The organism is Latilactobacillus sp. (genome assembly GCF_033176295.1).
Taxonomy (GTDB): domain Bacteria; phylum Bacillota; class Bacilli; order Lactobacillales; family Lactobacillaceae; genus Latilactobacillus; species Latilactobacillus sakei.
Genome location: NZ_JAMQEX010000010.1, coordinates 1 through 23,495 on the forward strand (window position 1 = coordinate 1; position 23,495 = coordinate 23,495).

Consider the following 23,495-nt stretch of genomic DNA (forward strand, 5'->3'; position numbering starts at 1 on the left):
CCTGAGCCAGGATCAAACTCTCGATTAAAAGTTTGTAGCTCTTGTTTTGTTACTTAATTTATTTGCTAGCGAAATTGACTTCGCAAATATGTTGTGCCCTAAAAGGGCGACCCTACACATTTGGTTTATCAAAACTTTGTTCAGTTTTCAAAGATCTACTGTGTTGAAACAGCTTAATTAATATATCATTTATAACAACTGATTGTCAAGAACTTTATTAATATTTTTTGAATAAATATTCAAAAGCAATCTTTAACGTTTCTCGTAATCGTTGTGGCTTTTATCTCGCTGACAACATAGACTACTATATCAGCTATCTAATCATTCGTCAACTTTATTTATTCATCTTTATTTCAGAACTTTCAACACCTAAATAATCCAATTTATCCGGTATTTTATGCAAAACATGAACAATTATCCAAAAGTAGTCTTTATATGGCGGTTATCCCGAAAATTGCACAAAAAAAACGCCTTTTCAGGCGTTTAAAAAGTTTTAAATTTCTTCATTTTCTTGCTTATCTGGACGCATTGTTGGGAATAAGAGGACATCACGGATCGAAGCAGCGTCAGTTAACAACATAACAAGACGATCAATCCCGATACCAAGTCCACCTGTAGGCGGCATTCCGTATTCTAATGCTTCGACATAATCTTCGTCGATACCTTCAGCTTCATCATTACCATTTTCACGTTCCTTAGCTTGTGCTTCAAAACGTTCACGTTGATCGATTGGATCATTCAATTCAGTAAAGGCATTTGCATATTCGTTACCATGCATGAAGAGTTCCCAACGGTCTGTAAAACGATCGTCTTCGGCATTCTTCTTAGCCAATGGTGAAATTTCCACTGGATGGCCGTAAATGAATGTTGGTTGTACTAACGTCTCTTCAACGAATTCTTCAAAGAAGGCGTTAATGATGTGACCCACTTGCCAGTATTCTTCATACTTAACGTGGTGTTGGTCTGCTAATTCACGAGCAGCTTCAACTGTCATTGGTTGCCAGAAATCGACACCCGTTTCAGCCTTAATAGCATCTACCATGTGAACACGGGCAAAATCACCATCTAAATCAATTGCTTGACCTTGATATGAAATTTGACCAGTTCCCAAGACTTTGTGAGCTGCAAAACGGATGATACCTTCTGTTTCATCCATGACATCTTTGTAATCAAAGTATGCAGCGTATGTTTCTAACATCGTGAATTCAGGGTTATGTTTGGTATCAATCCCTTCATTCCGGAATACACGGCCAATTTCATAGACACGTTCCATCCCACCAACGATTAGTCGCTTCAAATGCAATTCAAGCGCAATCCGTAAGTAGAGGTTAATGTCTAATGCATTGTGATGTGTAATAAATGGCCGTGCTGAGGCCCCACCAGCTTGACCATGCAAGACAGGTGTTTCAACTTCAGTAAAGTCATGTGTATCTAAATATTCACGAACGGCAGAAATAATCTTGCTCCGTTTTGTGAAACGATCCATACTTTCAGGATTAGCAATCAAATCTAAATAACGTTGACGATAAATTTGTTCGACATTCGTTAAACCGTGATACTTATCAGGTAATGGGCGTAATGCCTTTGACAAGAATGTTAGATGAGTTGCTTTAACCGTTAACTCACCCATATCAGTTTTCATGATTTGACCTGTAATACCTAAATGATCCCCTAAATCGGCTTTCTTGAAAATTTTGTAGTTATCTTCACCGACTTCGTCTTTACGAACATAAATTTGAATCTTACCTGAACGATCGCGGATATCGGCAAAACCAACTTTACCTTTACCCCGTTTAGACATCATTCGTCCTGCAATTGTCACTTCTTGGTTTTTAACATCCAAGTCGTCTTTTTCAATTGCTTCAAATTCTTCGTGTAACGCTGCTGCTAAATGCGTCCGTTCAAAACGGCTCCCAAAAGGATCAATGCCTTCATCCTTTAAAAATTGCATTTTTTCGCGACGGACCTTAAGTTGGTCATTCATTTCTTTTTGATTATCTTTTTGTGCCAACTGACAATTCCTCCATTACTTTCAATTATCTACTCTTGTTGATTTTAACATGAAACTAGGCAATTAAGTATCCCCTTATGCCATTCTTGCTTCAGTTTCTTCAACAAAACGGTCTAAAATGTCGCCAACCGCTTGTTCTGTTTCAACTTCATTAACTGCAGCCTTCGTCTTAGCAGCGCGAGGGATCCCCTTGAGATAGTAAGCAGCTTGTTGTCTGAATTCACGACAAGCAACGTTTTCGCCCTTTAGTTCTACTAAACGATGCAACTGGAGCTTAGCTGTTGCGATTTTTTCTCTTGGTGTTGGTTCTGCAATCAATTCACCGCTGCGCAAATAGGTTTCAACTTGACGTAAAATCCAAGGGTTCCCTAAAGCAGCGCGGCCAATCATGACAGCGTCAGCACCAACTTCATCCAACATGCGTTTGGCATCTTGTGGTGTGCGGACATCCCCGTTACCCATAAATGGAATCTTCAATTCAGCTTTGACCTGCTTTAAGATATCCCAGTCTGCTTTACCGGTATACATTTGTTTACGAGTCCGACCGTGCATGGCAAGTGCTGATGCACCAGCGCGTTCTGCAGCAAGGGCGTTTTGAACAGCAAAGATGTGGTCTTCATCCCAACCAGTCCGCATTTTAACCGTGACCGGTTTTTTAACAGCGTCCGTCACATATGAAACCATTTCGTAAACCTTATTTGGATCTAATAACCAACGCGCACCAGCGTCTGTCTTCACGACTTTATTCACAGGACAGCCCATGTTGATGTCGATAATATCAGCTTGTGTGTGTTGATCCACAAATTTAGCAGCTTCCACTAATGTATCTTTTGAGCCACCAAAAATTTGGATGCTCACTGGATGTTCGTTTGGATCAACAAACATCATGCCCATTGTCTTTTGATTATTGTGCATAATCCCGCGGTCACTAATCATTTCACAGACGACTAAGCCTGCGCCAAATTCCTTTGCAGTCACTCGAAATGCTGCGTTTGTAATACCAGCCATTGGTGCGACGACTACTTGATTTGGAATCGTCACGTCTCCTATTTGCCATGTCATAATGCCAACCCATTCCCTTCGTGTCTTTCGACAATATCCAAGCTATCATAGCAAAAAATTATCTTTCAGGCAAAAATTCCGTCCTATTGTTCTGCTAAGATGGCTTTCAAATCTGCTTCACTAAATTGATATTGTTTGCCACAGAACCGACATGTTGCTTCGGCACCGTGATCTTCTTCAATTAATTGTTTTAAATCTTGAGGTGCAATTGAGCTGAGCGCTTTAGCAAACCGTTCCTTAGAACAATCACATTCGTATTTAACAGGTAATTCTTCCAAAGTCTTCATTGGTAATTCGCCAACAATTTCAGTGATGATTTCTTCTGGTGTCATCCCCTGTTGCAATAGTTCTGACACAAGTGGCATTTCTTGAAGACGCGCTTCTAGAATATTAATCAAGCGATCATCTGCTCCGGGTAAGATTTGAATCATAAAACCACCGGCAACGCCGATTGTGCTATCTTCGTTCACAAATACTGACACGCCAACCGCTGATGGTGTTTGTTCTGATTTTGCTAAGTAGTACGTAAAGTCTTCACCTAATTCACCAGAAACCAATGGTACTTGCCCAGTAAAGGGTTCCTTAAGGCCAAGATCCTTAGTGACACTTAACGTCCCAGTTGTGCCGACACCGGCTTTAACATCAATCTTATTTTTCTCATTTGAGGGTAAGTTAACGTGTGGATTCGTAACGTAGCCCTTAACAGTCCCTTGTGCGTTACCGTCTACTACGATTTTTCCGACAGGACCATCACCTTCGACTTTAACAGTCATCTTAGTATCGCCTTTTAAACCAGCGGCACTTAATAGTAATGTCCCAACAATTGTCCGGCCAAAAGCGGCTGATGATGTGGGCCATGTATCGTGTTTTTCTTGTGCTTCTGTGATAACTTGTGTGGCGTTTACGGCATAGGCCCGTAATTGACCATCTTCTGATACTTGTTTGACTAAATAATCCTTCATTATGCTACCTCTTTTATTTATTGATACAAAAAGGTCGACCACTAATCGTGTCGACCTTTTCGTTATAACCGATTATGCATTATCGTTTGAGTCATCATTAGTTGGTTTTGAATCAGCAGTATCATCCGCAACTTCTGTTGTTTCTGAATCAGCTTGTTCAGCCTCTAATTCTGAGTCAGTTTTTTCAGCTTCTTTAGCTTCAAGTGCTTTTTTAGCTTCTTCAAAAGTAGCCGCTTTTTCACTTGGGAATTCTTCAGCATTCTTTTCAGGCATCTTACCATCATTGAATAAGCTTAAGATTTCTTTTTCGTTTAATGTTTCGTACTTCAATAACATTTCAGCAATCAACTTGTGTTGTTCACGATGTGCTTGAATAATTTCAGTTGCTTGTTGATGTGCTTCGTCGATTAAGCGACGAACTTCGCTATCAATTGCAGCAGCCGTTGCTTCAGAAAAGGCTGGGCCTTGACCGTAAGCAGCACCGACGAATGGTTGGCCTTCTTTTTCAAGCGCAACTGTTCCTAGTTTTTCAGTCATCCCGTAATGGGTAACCATGCCACGTGCAATATCTGTTGCTTGTTCGAAATCGTTTGAAGCACCGGTTGATTGAGAGTTGAAGATGATTTCTTCAGCTGTCCGACCACCCATTAAACCAGTCATTTGTTCCGTTAATTCTTTCTTACTCATCAAGAATTGATCCGTCTTAGGTAACATGATGGCATATCCGCCAGCACGACCACGAGGCACAATCGTGACCTTCCGAACGACACGTGAATCACTTAATACTAAGCCGATAATTGCATGACCAGCTTCATGATAAGCCACTGTTTCACGTTCTTTAGGATTGATGACACGATCCCGTTTAGCAGGACCGGCAATTACCCGATCTTCGGCTTCATCAACATCAGAAGCATCGATATCTTTCTTACTACGACGAGCTGCCACAAGGGCCGCTTCGTTTAATAAGTTTTCAAGATCAGCACCGACAAAACCTGGTGTTTGTTGGGCGATTTCTTTTAAATCGACGTCGTCTGCTAATGGTTTGTTCTTCGCATGGACTTTTAAGATGGCTTCACGACCCTTAACGTCTGGACGCCCCACAAGGATTTTCCGGTCAAAACGACCTGGACGTAAGAGGGCTGGATCTAAGACATCTGAACGGTTAGTAGCAGCGATGACGATGACGCCTTCGTTACCTGAGAAACCATCCATTTCAACTAACATTTGATTTAATGTTTGTTCACGTTCATCATTGCCGCCACCCATACCGGCACCACGTTGACGTCCAACAGCATCAATTTCATCAATAAAGATGATTGATGGTGCTGATTTCTTAGCTTGTTCGAATAAATCACGAACACGGCTAGCACCAACACCGACAAACATTTCAACGAAATCAGAACCGGAGATTGAGAAGAACGGTACGCCCGCTTCACCAGCAACTGCTTTCGCTAATAATGTTTTACCAGTACCTGGAGGTCCTTCGAGTAATACCCCGGCTGGAATCCGTGCGCCTAATGCCGCAAACTTACGAGGATCTTTCAAGAATTCGACAACTTCGACCAATTCTTGTTTTTCCTCTTCAGCGCCAGCAACGTCAGAGAAGCGTACTTTATTCGCACCCTTATCCGCTTTTTGCGCTTTGGACTTGCCAAAGTTCATCATTCGGCCACCTTGGCCACCGCCTTGACCTGCTTGACCCATCATCATGTAGAATAAACCGAACATAATAATTAGTGGCAAGATTAGGCTTAAGATGCTAACCCACCAACCAGATTGTGGTTCTTGCATTGTTTCAATCTTTGTTTTGTTTTGGTTAGCTAAATTCGTAATGGCACTAACTTGTGAATCACTTTGTAATAAAGTGGTTGTAAAGTGTGTCACTTTCTTATTTTTTGATTGTGAACCAAAAAATGTTGACTTAGGCTGTTCGTCTTTTTGTGCTTTACGATATTCCCCTGAAATTTTATAAATACCATTTGTCGGTTGGATTGAGAACGACTTAACTTTATCCGTCTTCAATTCACTTAAAAAAGTACTTGATTGAACTTCCTTAGACTCTGATCCGCTATTGCCATTCATGAAGAATGAAAATACACCGACTAAAGCCACTAGGATAATAATGTAAAACAGACTATTACTGAACAGTCTATTCTTCTTGTTGTTCATACGTGACCTCCTGAAGCTTCTCATCATTTGTGACACTGTGTCCTTTTGACACTGTTAAACTATAACATATCTGACTTTCATTGACCATTTATTTACCCGAATATATTTCCGGTTTCAAAACGCCAATTGTTCCCATATTACGGTAACGTTCGGCATAATCTAAACCGTATCCAACAACGAATTCATTTGGCACTTCCATGCCAACATAATCCGAATGAACTGGGACAACTCTACGACTTGGTTTGTCCATTAAAGTGCAAACTTTAATCGAATTAGCTTGGCGCGTCTTGAGGATTGACATCAAGTAATTCAACGTCCGACCAGTATCGACAATATCTTCAACGATAATAATATCGCGACCTTGTACGCTGGTATCAAGATCCTTGATGATTTTCACTTCGCCAGATGAAATCGTGCCTTCACCGTAACTTGAAACGTCCATAAAATCGATTTCGACATGCAAATCAATTTCCCGAATTAAATCAGTCATGAAAACAATGGCACCTTTTAAAATCCCAATCATCAACGGATTTTTGCCTTCATAATCCGCCGTAATTTGCTTGCCCAATTTTTCATTGACGCGTTGTATGTCTTCTCTTGTGTATAAAATACGTTCGATATCTTGTTCTAACATTGAGCTAGCCTCCATTTTTTAGTAAAACCTGAATGTTCTTTATTCACTTATATAACACAGTACGTACCGTATTTTACCAGTTTGTTCGTGATTAAACAATGCTGAAATTCGAAATTCTGGGTGGCCAACCAGGGTTTCTTGTGCCCAGATACCCCAGCTATTCTGCCGTTTTTCATGAGGTACCTTCAAATCGATAAAAAGACGTTTAAGTGTTTTATGGTGGGTTTTATCAATCATAATTGTATCAGTTAACTGGCATGGTTTGGCAACAATTGGCCATTGCTCATCTGCTAACCAAATTAATTGTTGGCCCGATAGTTTACGGGGCAAATGATTAATCTCAAAAATACCAATTTGTTCGTTATTTGGCAAGACACACCACTTATTCAGCATTAGCGTTCGACTTTTTTCGTCTTTCGCGGCTATCTCACCAATAGTTGTTTCACCAATTTGGAAGCGATCATAGATTTTGGTAAACAAAATCCTCTGACCAAGGGCCAACTGACCTTGTGGTTTAACCGTTGATTGAATCAATTGCTTGAGTTGTTGCAGTTGGGTTTCCTTTAGCGGACTAATTTGGGGGAAATGCTGTTTGATGATGAGTTGCCAGATGGCTGTTTGTTGCGCTGTAGGTAGTGTTTTAATCGCCTTGAGCTGTCCACTAATAACTTTGTCTGTAACCTTCAAATCTAGTAATGGTAATAATGTCGTCGTCAATTGCACTTGTTGCCCCAATAAGGCTGTCAATTGCTGACTGAAGCGATTCGCATTTTGCAAGATTTGTCCATTTTCTTGTTTTAAAAAAGGGACCAAAGTATGGCGCACCCGATTCCGCAAGACAGTCGTCTCATAGTTTGTCTGATCTTCAAAGGACGTAATGTTATTGGCTAACGCAAAGTCGCGTAAATCCTGCTTAGCAAATGGCAATAAGGGTCTAATCAACGTGCCGTCAGCAAATGGCCGTTGACTTTGAATCCCGCGCATTTCGTGCAGTTCACCACTGCGAATAAACTTCATCATCAGTGTTTCCAACTGATCATCCCCATGGTGCGCCGTCACGAGATAATCAACCTTTTCAGCGGTCATTAAGTGTTCAAAAAATTGATATCTAAACTCTCGAGCTGCCGCCTCAATACCCGTTTGCGGGTGTTGTTGTAGCGGCCAATGCGCCACTTGCAGTGATAAGTCATTTTCCAGACAGAATTGTCGTAGATACGCTTCTTCTGCTACACTTTCCGTCCGTAACTCATGGTTGACGTGGGCGACAATCAATTGAGGTTTAAGCGCTGTCGGTAGGCGTTGCAAAAGCGTCAATAAAACCATCGAGTCAACTCCCGTTGATGTCGCAACAATCACTTTTGCGCCAGTTGGCCAAAACTGGTGGCGCCGTATTTCGTTTTGAAAAGCTTGTTCAAGCATCTTAACCCTCCTTCAAATGAATAGAGGTTGGGCCAAAAGTCTATTCACTAAACTTTCAACCCAACCTCTATCATGATTTTTGATTAACTACGACGACCGCCACGGCCCCCACGTTTACCTTCTGTATTGCGTTTAATAGTAGACAAACGATCTTCACTATCTTTTAAGAAGCCTGATAGTAAATCGTCAAAGCCTTCCTTCTTAGGCGCACTTGTATGTTCAGGTTTACGATACCCACCGCGATTGTTATTTGGACGACTAGATTGTGGCCGAGTATGCTCTTGCACCTTAGGTTGATCAACCGCTTTTCGAATTGATAATCCGATTTTTCCGTTTTGATCTGACATCACCTTCACAGTCACTTCGTCCCCAACTGTTAAGACATCGTGAATGTCCTTGATATAACTATCAGAAACTTCACTGATGTGGACTAATCCGGTCTTGCCTTCTCCTAAATCAACGAAAGCGCCAAAATTCGTAATACCTGTTACCTTACCAGGAACTTTTGAACCAACTTCAACTGCCATATAAAACTACGTCCTCCTAAATGGTCGTTTGAACTCGTCAAACTTTTAATCACAAACTTGTGATATTTAATAAAATAAGTATAGCACGCTTTACCCTTGAAACAAGGCTGTAAAACGAAATTATTTTTGTTGTTCGTTTAAATTTGGTGCCTTATCTTGAGGCAAACTATAGATTGTTTCGCCCTTCTTTGAATAATAATATTTGTAGCGAATATACTTGGCTAAGTAGTCATCATTATGTAACTGAGAGACCTGTACTTTTAAATCCGCTTCTTTGGCTTTGGCCTTTTTTAAGGATTGTTTTTTAACAACTGTTTGCTTCTCAATTAATGCCAGAGAATGGTGGGTTTGCAGGATTTGAACACCACAGACACTAAAAAGAATTAACGCGATGACACCCAACGCTAATAAGCGACGCTTATGAACCGTCCGTGTCCGTTTCGATTTTTGTTCAACCTTTTGTTTAGCCGCCTGCTGTTTCGTATAGGCATTTTCAATTTGCGTTATCTTACGACTCACGTTAGCCCCTCCAATCACTGGTTGTAATCCCTTTATTATAGCAAGTTAATAAAAACAACGTCAACCAATATCACGAAAATAGGCGATATTAGTGATTATCCTTAACAAATTGGACTAAACCACTAATATCGCCTATTAAAAGACCTTATTCAAAATTTTCTGCAACCTTAGTTTCAAGGATTTCATACATTTCTGCCGCATCGCTCTTCTTGGTTGTTTCGATAATTTGCGTAATCTTGACAATCATGGTTTTGTTACCAAACCCAATTTCCAATTTATCGCCAACAACGACGTTACTTGAAGACTTTGCTTGACGATCATTAATTAAAATCCGACCTTTATCTGCAATTTCTTTTGCAACTGAACGTCTTTTAATAATCCGTGATACTTTTAAAAACTTATCTAATCTCATTAGTGTCGCCTACCTTTTTAATTTTTGTGCTAGTTTCAGCAACTGTTTACCACCCGGAATCGTTAACCATTCTCGAATTGAGAATAATTGCCACGCTAAAGCAAGGCTGATAAAGACGGGTACCCCGACTGCAATCCCAACGCCAGCACCTAAAACGGCTTGGCCCCTTGAGACCAGACTAGGTTGAATGACGGTTACCACAAAGCGGACCGCTACAGCCATGATGCCACAGATCAAAACCAATTTACCTGTAAAATGCTGGCCGTCCAAGGCATCTCGCACCAATTCTGGTGATTGCCGTAAGATTAAGGCTAACACAACCCCTAAACTAATAACAGTCCCAACACTCGCGCCCACAATTTGGAAGTGTTGTACCAACCATTGATTAATGACCACTTTGACCAAAAGGCCGATTAATAGCGCAATCGTCGTCTTATGGAACTGATCCAAACTCTGTAAAACACTATTGCAGGCATTGATTAGCGCAATAATGACAATACTTAGCATGTACCACACTAAGGCTTTATTCCCATCTGCATCCCCAAACAACAAGTAGTTCACTTGTGGCATGAGAATCATCAAACCAGTCGTTGCCGCCGCCGAGAGGCCTAAACTGATATGAATCAATGATTCAGCGACTTGTTGGAATTGATGGTCTTGCTGTTGTTGCCGTGCCCGCGAAAGACTTGGAATCAATGTCGATGAAAAAGCCATTGAGATAACTAAGCCTAATTGCACGAGCGGTTGGCCCCGGTCAAATATCCCTTTAAGGTTTTTAGCAAAATCCTCGGTTAAGCCACTGGCCACTAAGCCTTTTTTAACCGTGAATGAATCAACCAACTGTAATAACACTATTAATGAAGCAAACAGACAAATTGAGCCCCCTTCTATTAATAAGCGTTTAGCCAATGAACGGTACGCACCTAGGTTAATGCCCTTCGGTTTTGTCCCTCTGAGCACGAAGGCTTTTTCCGCCGGTTTCAATAAGGCAACTGTTGCTACCAAGCCTCCGAAAAAGGCGCCGGACATCGCCCAGGTTCCCATTTCATAAACGGACCAGTGTAGCTTCAGTGACAACCAGGCTGCTAGGATAATGACAACCACCCGGACAAGTTGTTCGGCCACTTGTGACGTAGCCGTTGGAATCATATTGAAGATGCCTTGGAAATAACCCCGCGTAACCGCCAAAAACGGCATCAATAAGAACATGTATGACACCATTCTGATTAACGGTGCTAATTCAGCATCCGCCATTGCCACCGCAATTGCCGGTGCTTGATATTGCAGGTATAAAAAGATCAGTGCGCCGAATAACCCTAATAGCGCAAAAGATCGCCGTAAAATCTGTGTTTGTTCAGCCGGGGCCGTTTCCTCAGCCACAATTTTAGAGATATAAACTGGGAAACCACTTAACGCAAACGTCATCCCAATCCCATAGATAGGGTAAACTTGCTGATAAACGTAAAACCCGGTGTTGCCAACCATATTTTGAAATGGGATCCGATAGACCGCACTCAATATTTTGGCAACAAAGGAGGCAATTGATAAGACAACTGCGCCCTTCATTAAATGTTGCATCTGTTTATTTTGCATCGAATCCCTCCGATAATCGCTACCAGTAACTAGCGGTTATTTTACCAACTGCTTCTTTTCGATTTCAACGAGTGTTTCCACAAAAATCGCCAACTCACGTAACCAATCGCCAGTCTTCATCTTAGGTTGGATAATTAACGTCACACTTAATTTTTCTTGTTCAAAACCGACCGTTGCCTTCAAGCGAGTTGCTGACAAGGCTTCAAAAATCTGTTCACCAGAAACTAAGCGACTCCCTTTTGGTGATAAGACGACTTGAATCTTGTCTTTGACTTGTTTAATCGTTTCGATTAACGCATCATCGGCATTCATTTTTAATTGGCCAATCGTTAAGAGATGCGCGACTTGAACGGGATAATCCCCGAAGCGATCGATTAAATCGCTCTGAATTTCCGTAAAGGCCGCTTCCGTATCCATTTGGCGAATTCGTTTGTAAATTTCAATTTTTTGCCGTTGATCATTAATATAATCATCCGGCAAGTAAGCTTCGAGCTTCAAATCAATCTCAGCGTTAGTCTTAGCCGCCACTTTCTTACCTTGTTTCTTGGCGACTGCTTCGCTGAGCATTTGTGAGTATAAATCAAACCCGACTGAATCGATAAAGCCGTGTTGTTGTTTACCTAATAAGTTACCTGCGCCTCGAATCGATAAATCACGCATCGCAATTTTGAAGCCGGAACCTAATTCAGTAAAGTCTTTAATGGCCTGCAGACGCTTCTCGCTGACTTCGGTCAATACCTTATCCGGTTTATACATAAAGTACCCGTAAGCGACCCGGCTACTCCGGCCAATCCGCCCCCGTAATTGATACAGTTGGGATAAGCCGTAGTGATCAGCATCTTCGACAATCATCGTATTCACATTGGGCATATCAACCCCGGTTTCAATAATCGTGGTTGTGACCAACACATCATACTTACCTTGAACAAAGTCGTAAATGACCCCTTCTAGTTGGGCCTCCGTCATTTGCCCATGCGCATAGCCGACGGTTGCCTCTGGCACAAGCGCTTGAATCTCATCGACGGTTTGTTCAATATCACTGACCCTATTGTGCAGGTAAAAGACTTGGCCATTGCGTTCCAATTCCCGTTCAATCGCTTCTCGCATCGCACCAGCATTTTGTTCCATCACATAGGTTTGGATGGGGTACCGGTTAGTTGGTGGGGTTTCAATAACAGAAAGATCCCGCACACCCAACATCGACATGTGTAACGTCCGTGGAATTGGCGTTGCCGTTAAGGTTAACACATCGACTTGCGCCTTTAATTGTTTGAGTCGTTCCTTATGTTTAACACCAAATCGTTGTTCTTCATCGACAATTAATAAGCCAAGGTCCTTGAAGACGACATCTTTTGATAATAGACGATGCGTCCCAATGACGATATCCACTTGCCCTTTTTCCAAGCCTTTAAGCGTAGCCGTCACTTCTTTACGCGTTTTAAATCGTGATAACAGTCCGAGTTCAACTGGAAAATCCGCAAATCGCGCTAGCATGTTTTCATAATGTTGTTGCGCCAAAATCGTGGTGGGCACCAAGAAAGCGACCTGCTTCCCGGCTGCGACTGCTTTAAACGCAGCGCGCAAGGCAACTTCGGTTTTCCCAAAACCAACATCCCCGACCAACAAACGGTCCATTGGGCGTACTTTTTCCATATCGTGCTTAATTTCGGCCGTACTCCGTAATTGATCATCCGTTTCTGGATACGCAAACTGATTTTCGAAGTCGGCTTGTAGTTGATCATCTTTAGGAAAGGCATAACCCTTTTCGGCTTCCCGTTGCGCGTACAATTCGATTAAATCATCCGCAATATCTTCAATCTTAGCGGAAACCTTGCTCTTAGTCTTTTGCCATTCCGCCCCACCTAATTTATTAATCTTAGGTGTTTTGGATTCAGCCGAGACGTATTTTTGAACCATGTCCAACTGTGTCACTGGAATAAACAGTTTCCCATTATCCCGGTACAAGATGGTGATGTAATCCTGATGGACGCCGTCGACTTCCAAGGTCTCCATCCCGACGTATTCACCAATCCCGTGATTGACGTGAACGACATAATCGCCTGGTTTTAATTCGCTATAACTCTTTAAGCGTTCCGCATTGGCTAACGTTTGCCGGCGCACCTTCTTTTTTGGTGCGGTATTAAATAATTCTTTTTCAGTCAGAACGACTAATTTTAAATCTGGTAGTTCAAAGCCATTTTGCAATGAGCCTTGAACAATTTGAATCTGCCCAGCCACCAACTTAGTTTTAGTCGTGACCGTCGCTTCAATCTCAAAATCGTGGAAGGTTTGGTCAATTTTCTTCACTCGTTTGGCATCTGATACTAAGACGACCACTGTTTGTTGTTGCTTTTGCCACCTGCTCATTTCCGTTTTTAACAATGGCATTTGGCTAAAGAACTGTTGTACATTGCGGGTTGGCATATTGCCGAGCGTATCTAGTTTTAGCTTGCCCATCCCTTTTTGGAATAAGGATAAGTATAAATGCGGATGTTGGTCTTGCTTCATTAAATGATGAACATCGACTAATAGCTTTTGTGCCGGTAGTAAGCGGCGACTGCCCAACATATCAGTCTGCCAATTAGCAGCTTCTTCCGCTAAGACGCGTTGTGTTTCTTGAATGCGGGGATAATCATCAAAAACCACTAACCCGCTGTTTTTAAAGTAATCAATTAGACTCGTATGATCGGGGTAAAGGTAATCGACGAAGAGTGCTAAGTTTTCCAAGCGCTCGCCTGCCAATAATCGACTAATCGGCGTTTCGAAGTTCACGGCTAACGCCTTTTGATCATCTTTTGCCGTTATCTTGGCTGCTGTTTGTTGATAATCGGCTTGCAATGCTTCTCCGGCCATTTCGAGTTGTGCCGCATTGGCTAATAGATCAGTCGCCGGCATGATAGCGACACTCTCGAGGTTTTCAATACTTCGTTGGGTATCCGCCTCAAACGAACGAATCGCATCGACTTCGGTATCAAACAGTTCAATCCGAACTGGATTTTCCGTATCAAGGGGGAAAATATCAATGATATCGCCCCGCATTGCAAACTCACCAGGTTTACCGACTAATTTATCGCGATGATAGCCCATTTCGGCTAACTGTGCGCCTAAAATTTTCGGATCGACTTCGCCGCCCATTTCAATCTGGGTCTGACTATCACGCCATTGCCGTACAGTTGGCAATAACCGTCGCATTCCTGCAACTGACGTCACGACAATCCCTTTTTTACCCGTCGCCAAAAAGCTCAACGTTCGTACACGTTCAGCTCTTGATTCCGGTGAACTAACTGCAATTTCGGCCGCCATCACTTCTTCAACAGGAAAGGTATAAATCTGGTCCCCATTTAACTGATTGGCTAAATCTTCAGCAACCTGATTGGCTTGAAACATATTACTTTCAATGATTAATAACGGCTGACGCTGTTGTTTATAAATCGTTGCCAAAAAAAGCGTCTTGGCTGAGCCCGAAAGGCCCGTAAGCAGTTGTCTGACGCCTGGCTTTTGATTTTCTAATACGGATTGCACTTGCTGGGTGTTACCCAACATTGAAATTAAATCCATTCAAAAGGTCCCTTACTTTCTTGAATTTTGTGACTGGTAGAAATGGGCGATACGGCCTTTAAACGTGCTATTAGTGCTAGTGCTCAAAATCTAAACAAGCACTAAAAGCACTCTAATTTTTAAACGTGCCATTAGTGCTAGACTTCTGCGCCTAGCTACGCATCGTAAACAATCGGTTGCACCGATTATTCACGATACTAGGCTAGTGCTCAAAATCTAAACAAGCACTAAAAGCACTCTAATTAAATTTATTCATTGTCTTCATAAAGTCGTCATTTTGACACCAGTCGTCGATTGCTTCGCAGGCTTGATCAATCGCTTGATTAATCACTGGTGCGCCATCTTTATCAAATGGTGTTAGAACCCAATTGACCACCGTACTTTTTTGAGGATGTTGAATCCCGATTTTAAGCCGCTTGAAGGTTTGGCTCTTCGTGTGCGCAATAATACTTTTAATCCCGTTATGGCCACCTGCTGAACCCTTTTGGCGGAGGCGTAATTTGCCCATCGTTAAATCCATATCATCTTGGATGACTAATAATTCATCAATCCCAACTTGGTAGTAACTCATCAATGGGCCAACTGAGCGACCAGAGTCATTCATGAATGTCAGTGGTTTAACTAATAAGACTGTTTCACCTTCGTATTTGAAGCTGCCATATTCTGCTTCAAAATCATGTTTATTGAGTGTTACGTTGTATTTTTCACATAATTGGTCAATTACCATAAAGCCAATATTGTGTTTTGTTTTTGCATATTTACTCCCAGGATTCCCCAAACCAACAATCATCTTCATTTGTCTTACCTCTTCTTCAAAATCGCCGTTATAACGCAAAAATACTGAGAAGTTGCTCTCCCCAGTCGACGTTTGTTATTGCTGTTTATTATACCATACCCGTTTTTCTTTCTATATTAGGAAATAAATAGTTTTCTGAAAATTTAAACAAAATTAGCGAACTTTCATGCAAATTATGCTATACTGGTTTTCGAAATGAAGAATTGTTTTACAGAAAGGACGTCATTATATTGGCAAACATTGAAAAAGATCACCAAAAAGTTATCCTCGTCGGCGACGGCGCTGTTGGTTCTAGCTACGCTTATGCTTTAACATTACAAGGTATTGCACAAGAAGTTGGTATCGTAGATATCTTTAAAGAAAAAACACAAGGTGATGCAATCGATTTATCTGATGCATTAGCTTTCACTTCTCCTAAGAAAATCTATGCTGCTGAATACTCAGATGCAAAAGATGCTGACGTTGTTGTTATCACTGCTGGTGCACCACAAAAGCCAGGTGAAACACGTTTAGACTTAGTAAGCAAAAACCTTAAAATCTTGAAGACAATCGTTGATCCTATTGTTGAATCAGGCTTTAACGGTATCTTCTTAGTTGCTGCTAACCCAGTTGATATCTTAACTTACGCTACATGGAAATTATCAGGTTTCCCTAAGGAACGCGTTATCGGTTCAGGTACATCACTTGACTCAGCTCGTTTCCGTAAAGATATCGCTGAAATGGTTAACGTTGACGCACGTTCGGTCCATGCTTACATCATGGGTGAACATGGTGATACAGAATTCCCTGTATGGTCACATGCTAACATCGGTGGCATCAAGATTTCTGAATGGGTTAAAGCTCATCCAGAAGTTAAAGAAGAAGAACTCGTTAAGATCTTCGAAAGTGTTCGCGACGCTGCTTACACAATCATTAACTTAAAAGGTGCTACATTCTACGGTATCGGTACTGCATTAGCTCGTATTACTAAGGCTATCTTAGATGACGAAAATGCTGTCTTACCATTATCAGTATTCATGGATGGCCAATACGGCTTGAACGATATCTTTATCGGTTCACCTGCTGTTATCAACCGTTCAGGTATTACTAACATCCTTGAAATTCCATTGACAGACCACGAAATGGAAAGCATGCACAAATCTGCAAAACAATTAAAAGATATCGTTACAAAAGCTTTTGAAGAATTAGATATCGAAACTCGCCAATAATCTCGATTATTGCTGATCAAAAAGGGATCAGGACAAATTAATTTTTGCCCTGACCCCTTTTTTAATGTCTCTTTTTAATTAGCGTGTTCCAACGTATGATTGACCATCGCCATCAAATTAATATCATGATCCTTAAGCTGTGCGTCCCAAGTGAGTAATTCCGCCTTAATTGATTCATAGGTTTCAATGCCCTCGGGAGTCGCATTAACGCGCATTAATCGTTGGTCATCTTGTTCGCCACGAATCTTATAAACCAATCGCTTAGACTGCAAGAGATTTAATTTTCTAGAAACTGCTGGTAAGGATGTTTTAAAGAAAACAGCGAGTTCACTTGGTGATTTTCTTTCTTCTTCAATAATTTGTTCAATCACCAAAAATTGTTCAAAACTAACATCGTATTTGCGACTAATTGCATTTAACTTTGTTGCGATTTGTTGTAGCTTTGAGTACCATTCTCCTAATAATTGCATTCTTGTATCTGCTTTACCGACCACTATCTTACCTCCTACGTAAAATAGCTGTTTTAATATGTTTGATATACGTATACGGCGTATACCATTATAATTTTAATTATTTGGTCAACCCCGGTAATTAGTTACCGAAATACCTATGTATAAAATATAAATTATGATTAAAACACTTGAAATTTATTTCTATATTTCATTCACAGCTACTTCCATTCAAAAATCCTTAAATATTAAACCTATCAAAATCATCAAACCACTTATCTAGAGCCCTTCTAATATTGTTAACATCACTTATCATATCGCAATCCCATATCGTTGACAATAGTTAATTGTTAAAATATTAACACAAGATATTAATACTATTAATATCTTTATTTAGTTTTTATCTTACCATTCGAAATTTCTTCACAAACTTTGTTGGCGCTTATCAAGTCATTAGTTTCATCTGAAATAACGACCAAGACCATTTTTTCTTGTAACAACCATTCATTTGATTTTAATAAGTGCGCCTGCCAACATTAGATTGTTAAGCCCTTTATTCGTTGTTCCTTAAAGTTATCTAATAATCAAGCTTTCGCATTTCTTTTTAGCTCACTTTCTAGTATGCTTACTATTAGTTAACGTCCTTTGTAATTAAAAACTATTTAGGGTATGATTAATCTATCAGAAAGATTGGAGTTGATGTTGTGAAGGTTTCAAAGAAAGCTTATACCGCTTTGGGCGTCGCAGCCGTTATTTTAATCGGCGGTTATTCTGCCATGAGTCTCCACTACAACAAAGTATTTTTACCCAATACAGTTGTTGCCGGCACTAACATTAGTGGTAAATCGCCTGCCGAAGCTAATGAAGCATTACTCAAGCAAGTTAACCACCAGAAATTCACGTTAAAAGAAGATCAAACGACCCGCTTATCGTTTACAGCAAAGGATGCTGGTTTTAGCCATAATTTCCAACCGCTTTTGAAGAAGATTCAGTCTTCTCAAAACGGCTGGTCTTGGCTTGGTCATCAATTAAGTAATCCTAAAAAATTGCAGTCTGAAAATTCCCTTATTTTAAACCAACAAACTTTTAAACAATTCGCAAATCAGACAGTTGCTAAATTAAATACTGGTCGAACAGCTTCTAAGAATGCAACGATTAAGTTAGTTAATGGAAACTTTGAGATCGTTAAAGAAGTCAATGGTAATCAAATCGACCAAGCACAATTTGGAAAAACAATTAACAAAGCAATCAATCAAGGTAAAACCTCCATTGATTTAAAACAAGACTATACCGTTCCAACTATTAAATCGACCGATTCAGCGCTTCAAAAAACGGCTAAGAAAATGACGACCATCAGTGATGAAAAAATTCATTATTCCGTTAATGGTAATGAATTCACAGTCCCTAAGGCCACCATTCAAGGTTGGTTAGTTAATAACAACGGTGCGGTATCACTTGATAAAACTGCCGTTTCTAATTACGTTTATCAACTCAAGACAAAATACGATACTTATGATAAACCATTAACCTTTAAATCAACGAAACAAGGAACAGTTACTGTGCCTGCCGGTATTTACGGTTGGAGCATCTCACCTGCAGATGAAATTAGCGCCCTCATGAAAGAAGTCCCTGAAGGTAAAGACTTCTCTAGAACTGCTGTTATTCGTGGTTCTGGGATGACGCAAAAAGATCGCAGCGTTGGTTCAACTTATATCGAGATCGATAAAAAAGCCCAACATATGTGGCTCTACCAAAATGGCAAGGTAACAATCCAAACAGACGTCGTCACAGCACGACCACCTCAAACAACCCCAAGTGGTGTTTGGAGTATTTGGAAGAAAGAACGAAACGCCACGCTCAAAGGCACTAACTTTGACGGTGTCAGTGAGTATGCAAGTCCTGTTAATTATTGGATGCCAATTGATGAAACAGGTGTCGGTATCCATGATTCACCATGGCAACCTAAATATGGTGGCACTTGGTATAAAGAACATGGCTCACATGGCTGTATCAATACCCCACCAACAATTATGGCCCAACTTTACAATACCGTTAGTGAAGGGATTCCAGTGGTCGTCATCTAAAACAACTTAAAAAAGGTCCTAAAAAGCAATTCATGCGGTTGTCTTTTTAGGGCCTTTTTAAATCTCATTAATATTTAATTGTTTTTTCGCCAAGTCGAAAAACTAGTTATTTTAATTACGTCAATGGTATGCTATGATTACATCAGTATATGAGAGAATTTTAATCTAAGGAGAAATGCTTATGTTAATCAAATCCCTAGTGTTACCCAAAGAACGTCTGACCACGATTGAAGAATCCGTGACACTTGAAGAAGCCCTAACGATTTTGGAAGATTCCGGTTACCGTTGTGTGCCTGTTTTAGATGCCAGCGGTAAAATTTTCCGTGGTAATATTTATAAAATGCACATCTACCGACATAAATCTCAAGGGGGCGACATGCAATTGCCCGTCACAAGCCTCTTGAAGAATATGACGAAATACATTCCAGTTGATGCGCCATTTTTCAAGGTCTTCTTCAATATCAAAGATTTACCTTACATCGCCGTATTAGATGAAGACAGTAACTTCTTTGGTATTTTAACGCATAGCACTCTACTTAATATGCTTTCAGAAGCTTGGAACTTAGAACTTAGTAGTTATGTGCTCACGGTCCTTTCTGCCGGTGAACAAGGGGATTTAGTTGCCATGTCGAAGATTATCGCCAAATACACGTCGATTGCCAGCTGCATGACCTTAGATGCCAAACAAGACGAATTCGTTCGACGCACACTCTTCACACTTCCTAGTGACTTAGACATCGAAATTCTCAAGAAGATCACTAACAAACTTGAGAAAAAAGGCTTTAAAGTGCCCGAAATTGATGACTTACAATCTGGTAAAGTTCTCCGTAATGATTCTGACGAAATTGAAAATGTTATTTAAACTAAAAAAAGTGCGTTTGAAACGCTTTGACTTTGAGCATTAGCACAGCTCGGTGAATAACTGCTGCAAGCAGTTGTTTGACGAGTGACGCTAAGCGCAGAAGTCAGTTTCAAAAAGCACGTTTACACCATCAATGTTCGGATAGTAAAAACGGCGCTAAAGACAAAATTACTTTTGTCCTAGCGCCGTTTTTTTTGCTATTAAATTTGTCGTTCAAAATGCAAGACTTGATCGACCGCGTACATAATTGGTGCGGTAATCGTCATGATAACAGCTTCAGAAATCGCCAATGTGGCATACGTTGGCCAGAATGGGATTTGCGTTTTAGCCGTTGAGCCAGTTAAAACAATCATCCAAGCAATCATGAACATCGATACCGTGAATAAAACGATATTAACTAACATTTTTTGCCACGTTTTTTTCAAATGAGGCATCACAAGCGTTAAAACAAGTAATGCTAACAGAGTTTGGCCACCGCCAAATAACGTATCCAAAATCTTATTTTCAGAGCTAAAGAAGAAATTGAAGACAAGCACGCCCCCAAAAACGCCCCATAAATATTTTTTATTGAAGACAACCAGATGGTTTAACCCTTCTGATACTCGGAACTGAATGGGACTAGAAGCAAGGCCCAGTACACCTGGAAATAGTGATAACACCACGTATAGCGCAGCAACTAAGCCATTTAAGATCACACTACGCAAGCGATTTTGATTAGTCATTTAATAATCCTCCTAGTTTTTTTAGCGTGGGATGGTTACGAACCACGTTTTTTCAATGCGATTACTATCATAGCACATCTGAACACTCGATATCAAAAAGAAAAAGTCTCAGACACCTTGTCTGAGACTCTCGCACTAACTTATGTATTAAGGATTCAAAACAGGTTGGAGCCCAACGCTAATTGTTAACGCGCGATCAACTTGACGCATCTTCTCAGCAACTAAATGCGTGACCTTGTCTTTGAGGCGTTGTTTATCAATCGTCCGGACTTGTTCCAACAAGATAACAGAATCACGCTCAACACCATTGGCCTTAGCTGTGATACCAACATGTGTTGGCAACTTAGGCTTTTGAATCTTCGCCGTAATAGCCGCCACGATTACCGTTGGACTATGATGATTGCCCACGTCATTTTGAATAATTAACACGGGACGCATGCCACCCTGTTCTGATCCTACTACTGGTGATAAGTCTGCATAATAAATATCACCGCGTTGTATCAATTCTCCCACTTCTATCCCTCCAATTAGGATAAATCAACTGTGCGAATGCGGGCGTAAGCCTCACTTTCACAAGCGTTGAATTCAGCGGCGATTTGACTATTAAGATTGGCCATTTCGACATAGCCGTTAATGACGTTATCAACCTTCGCTTGCCGGGTTGCCATAAATTCATGGATGGCATCTTGAATCAAATCATTCTCATCAAGGCCGTAAACCTCGCAATAGGTTTTAATCTCTTGTACTAATTTAACGTCTAAGTTAACGGATAATTGTTCGTGGTTAGCTTCCATCTTCATCAGCCTCCGAAATCAACACTTTTTAACCTGTATTTATCCTAACACAGAAATGAAGATAAGCAAAATTGTTAATCGTTAGTGTTCATTTAATCCGGTATACACACGGGGAATTCGATCTGATAAATCACAGATAATTTCATAGTGAATTGTATCAGCATAATCAGCCACTTCTTGTAGTGTGATTTCATCGTCGCCACTCTTACCAACAAAGACCACTTTCGTCCCTACTGGATAACGTTTGGGCAAGCGAATCATCATTTGATCCATACAAATGCGGCCTACAATTTCACAACGTTGCCCATCTACCAAGACTGTTGAACCTTGCATTCTTCTCAACCAGCCATCAGCATAGCCCATTGGAATCGTACCAATCCATTCACCTTTGGATGCTTCATAAGTCGCACCATAGCCAATTTTGGTGCCAGCTGCAACTTGTTTGACAAAGACCAATTCTGATTCAATCCCAAGTGCTGGTTTAAGCGGATAAGGTAAATCAGGAATCGCATTACCAGAAGGATTAAGACCATATAAACTAATGCCCATTCGAATAATATTACCATTACATGCCGCATGCCATAAACTCGTTGCTGAGTTAGAAACATGAACAAATCTAGGCCGTTCCGGTAAAGCCGTCATTAGCTGATTAAACCGTGCGCTTTGTTCCTTAAAATAAGTATCATCAGGATCATCGGCTGTTGCAAAATGCGTGAATACCCCTTCGAAATCGAAATAATCAGAATATGCTTTGATAAAGGTATAGGCTGCTAAGAGCTCAGCTTCATCGCGCATGCCAATTCGACCCATACCACTGTCTATACTCAAATGGATGGGTACTGGATGGAGATAAGGTACCTGTTGGGCAATTGCAGCTGCTTCTTGTAACCATTCGAGCGAACCGACCGTCAATGAAATTTGATTGGCAGCAGCTAATTCAATTTCACTAGGTTGTGTAATCCCAAGGACCAAGATTGGTTCCGTGAAATTAGCCCGACGTAACGCTAAAGCCTCGTCTAATAGCGCCACACAAAAACCAGCGGCACCAGCGGCTTGAGCGGCCTCCGCGACTGGTATGAGGCCATGACCGTAAGCATTGGCTTTCAATACCGGAAAGATCACGGTATCTGTCCCTTCAAGATGTTTTAATTCGTTTTGAATATTTTCATAAATTGCATTTTGATCAACTAAAATGCGCGTTGGTCGTAAGTAGCCGACTGTCATGTCTTAACCTCTTTCCAAAATAACTTCTGCGATCACAAGTGTTGCTGTATGTGAAAGCGAGACGTGAACCACACCATCAAATAAATCTTGGTTGATGTACGGTTTGCCCTGGGGATCATTCAGCGTTTCCACTGCTTGCAGTTTCACCTGGCCAATCCCTGTCCCATAAGCTTTACTAAAGGCTTCCTTGACTGCAAAACGGCCGGCCAAAAATTCTAGTGCCCGACGACCAGTATAATGACTAAAAAGTTCAAATTCAGTTGCCGTTAATACTTTTTCAGCAAAACGACTATTTTTCTCTTGTGCTTTTTCAAATCGGTCGATTTCAGCCAAATCAATTCCTAATCCAACTATCACAGTATTCGCCCCTAGTAGCCTATTTTCTATTAAGTTTACCACAAAGCCGATGCGGAAAAAACTTACAGCTCTGTCACATCATGATATGAAAATAGCGCCCCACCAAAATTGGTAGGACGCTATTAAACGTTAA

At 40.9% G+C, this 23,495-nt stretch carries 21 protein-coding genes and 1 riboswitch; of the genes, 3 read left to right on the forward strand and 18 right to left on the reverse strand.

The window, feature by feature from the left end; translation table 11 throughout:
- Window positions 1–493 precede the first annotated feature (493 nt).
- From lysS to pth, 12 genes are all read right to left on the reverse strand, one after another.
- Window positions 494–1,984 (reverse strand): lysine--tRNA ligase, encoded by a 1,491-nt coding sequence (gene lysS / locus NDN60_RS06065; protein WP_089535182.1) that lies wholly within the window; start codon window positions 1,982–1,984, stop codon window positions 494–496.
- 102 nt (window positions 1,985–2,086) lie between these two features.
- On the reverse strand, window positions 2,087–3,073 hold the full coding sequence (gene dusB / locus NDN60_RS06070; RefSeq protein ID WP_056947582.1) for a tRNA dihydrouridine synthase DusB: 987 nt from the start codon (window positions 3,071–3,073) through the stop codon (window positions 2,087–2,089).
- 83 nt (window positions 3,074–3,156) lie between these two features.
- Entirely contained in the window at window positions 3,157–4,035 is an 879-nt protein-coding gene (gene hslO, locus NDN60_RS06075; RefSeq protein ID WP_099947744.1) for an Hsp33 family molecular chaperone HslO, read from the reverse strand.
- A gap of 72 nt (window positions 4,036–4,107) precedes the next feature.
- Window positions 4,108–6,204, reverse strand: coding sequence for an ATP-dependent zinc metalloprotease FtsH (ftsH, locus tag NDN60_RS06080; protein WP_056947578.1), 2,097 nt, complete (start codon window positions 6,202–6,204; stop codon window positions 4,108–4,110).
- 88 nt (window positions 6,205–6,292) lie between these two features.
- The gene (gene hpt, locus NDN60_RS06085; protein ID WP_016265611.1) at window positions 6,293–6,838 is read right to left on the reverse strand and encodes a hypoxanthine phosphoribosyltransferase; all 546 of its coding nucleotides are present in this window, start codon (window positions 6,836–6,838) and stop codon (window positions 6,293–6,295) included.
- Between the two features lie 39 nt (window positions 6,839–6,877).
- Window positions 6,878–8,257 carry a tRNA lysidine(34) synthetase TilS gene (gene tilS, locus NDN60_RS06090; protein WP_056947576.1) on the reverse strand — a complete coding sequence of 460 codons (1,380 nt, stop codon included), beginning with the start codon at window positions 8,255–8,257 and terminating at the stop codon, window positions 6,878–6,880.
- Between the two features lie 83 nt (window positions 8,258–8,340).
- Window positions 8,341–8,784 (reverse strand): S1 domain-containing RNA-binding protein, encoded by a 444-nt coding sequence (locus NDN60_RS06095; RefSeq protein ID WP_011375293.1) that lies wholly within the window; start codon window positions 8,782–8,784, stop codon window positions 8,341–8,343.
- 120 nt (window positions 8,785–8,904) lie between these two features.
- Window positions 8,905–9,303 (reverse strand): FtsB family cell division protein, encoded by a 399-nt coding sequence (locus NDN60_RS06100; protein ID WP_016265613.1) that lies wholly within the window; start codon window positions 9,301–9,303, stop codon window positions 8,905–8,907.
- Window positions 9,304–9,448: 145 nt separating this feature from the next.
- Window positions 9,449–9,715 carry an RNA-binding S4 domain-containing protein gene (locus tag NDN60_RS06105; protein WP_011375295.1) on the reverse strand — a complete coding sequence of 89 codons (267 nt, stop codon included), beginning with the start codon at window positions 9,713–9,715 and terminating at the stop codon, window positions 9,449–9,451.
- A gap of 9 nt (window positions 9,716–9,724) precedes the next feature.
- The gene (locus tag NDN60_RS06110; protein ID WP_016265614.1) at window positions 9,725–11,308 is read right to left on the reverse strand and encodes a putative polysaccharide biosynthesis protein; all 1,584 of its coding nucleotides are present in this window, start codon (window positions 11,306–11,308) and stop codon (window positions 9,725–9,727) included.
- 36 nt (window positions 11,309–11,344) lie between these two features.
- Window positions 11,345–14,866, reverse strand: a complete 3,522-nt coding sequence (gene mfd, locus NDN60_RS06115) for a transcription-repair coupling factor (RefSeq protein ID WP_112212661.1) — start codon at window positions 14,864–14,866, stop codon at window positions 11,345–11,347.
- A 238-nt stretch (window positions 14,867–15,104) separates the two neighbouring features.
- On the reverse strand, window positions 15,105–15,662 hold the full coding sequence (gene pth / locus NDN60_RS06120) for an aminoacyl-tRNA hydrolase (RefSeq protein ID WP_011375298.1): 558 nt from the start codon (window positions 15,660–15,662) through the stop codon (window positions 15,105–15,107).
- 230 nt (window positions 15,663–15,892) lie between these two features.
- Here pth and NDN60_RS06125 point away from each other — a divergent pair, with 230 nt between their 5' ends.
- Window positions 15,893–16,870 carry an L-lactate dehydrogenase gene (locus tag NDN60_RS06125; RefSeq protein WP_011375299.1) on the forward strand — a complete coding sequence of 326 codons (978 nt, stop codon included), beginning with the start codon at window positions 15,893–15,895 and terminating at the stop codon, window positions 16,868–16,870.
- Between the two features lie 74 nt (window positions 16,871–16,944).
- Here NDN60_RS06125 and NDN60_RS06130 read toward each other — a convergent pair whose 3' ends face one another.
- Window positions 16,945–17,364 carry a MarR family transcriptional regulator gene (locus NDN60_RS06130; RefSeq protein ID WP_011375300.1) on the reverse strand — a complete coding sequence of 140 codons (420 nt, stop codon included), beginning with the start codon at window positions 17,362–17,364 and terminating at the stop codon, window positions 16,945–16,947.
- 659 nt (window positions 17,365–18,023) lie between these two features.
- Here NDN60_RS06130 and NDN60_RS06135 point away from each other — a divergent pair.
- Both NDN60_RS06135 and cbpA read left to right on the forward strand, forming a co-directional pair.
- Window positions 18,024–19,403: a L,D-transpeptidase family protein gene (locus NDN60_RS06135; RefSeq protein ID WP_056947570.1), complete on the forward strand. Its 1,380-nt coding sequence runs from the start codon at window positions 18,024–18,026 to the stop codon at window positions 19,401–19,403.
- A gap of 181 nt (window positions 19,404–19,584) precedes the next feature.
- The gene (cbpA, locus tag NDN60_RS06140) at window positions 19,585–20,265 is read left to right on the forward strand and encodes a cyclic di-AMP binding protein CbpA (protein ID WP_056947568.1); all 681 of its coding nucleotides are present in this window, start codon (window positions 19,585–19,587) and stop codon (window positions 20,263–20,265) included.
- A gap of 200 nt (window positions 20,266–20,465) precedes the next feature.
- On the opposite strand, the gene NDN60_RS06145 is transcribed toward cbpA, so the two are convergent.
- From NDN60_RS06145 to acpS, 5 genes are all read right to left on the reverse strand, one after another.
- A complete protein-coding gene (locus NDN60_RS06145) occupies window positions 20,466–20,987 on the reverse strand; it encodes a QueT transporter family protein (protein WP_056947566.1) in 522 nt (173 codons plus the stop codon).
- 6 nt (window positions 20,988–20,993) lie between these two features.
- Window positions 20,994–21,039, reverse strand: a riboswitch (PreQ1 riboswitch).
- 95 nt (window positions 21,040–21,134) lie between these two features.
- Complete coding sequence (locus tag NDN60_RS06150; protein ID WP_011375304.1) at window positions 21,135–21,491, reverse strand: type II toxin-antitoxin system PemK/MazF family toxin; 357 nt, start codon at window positions 21,489–21,491, stop codon at window positions 21,135–21,137.
- Between the two features lie 23 nt (window positions 21,492–21,514).
- Complete coding sequence (locus NDN60_RS06155; RefSeq protein ID WP_011375305.1) at window positions 21,515–21,781, reverse strand: hypothetical protein; 267 nt, start codon at window positions 21,779–21,781, stop codon at window positions 21,515–21,517.
- Window positions 21,782–21,862: 81 nt separating this feature from the next.
- Window positions 21,863–23,005 (reverse strand): alanine racemase, encoded by a 1,143-nt coding sequence (gene alr / locus NDN60_RS06160; RefSeq protein ID WP_056947564.1) that lies wholly within the window; start codon window positions 23,003–23,005, stop codon window positions 21,863–21,865.
- Between the two features lie 3 nt (window positions 23,006–23,008).
- Complete coding sequence (gene acpS / locus NDN60_RS06165) at window positions 23,009–23,362, reverse strand: holo-ACP synthase (RefSeq protein ID WP_056947562.1); 354 nt, start codon at window positions 23,360–23,362, stop codon at window positions 23,009–23,011.
- Window positions 23,363–23,495 lie beyond the last annotated feature (133 nt).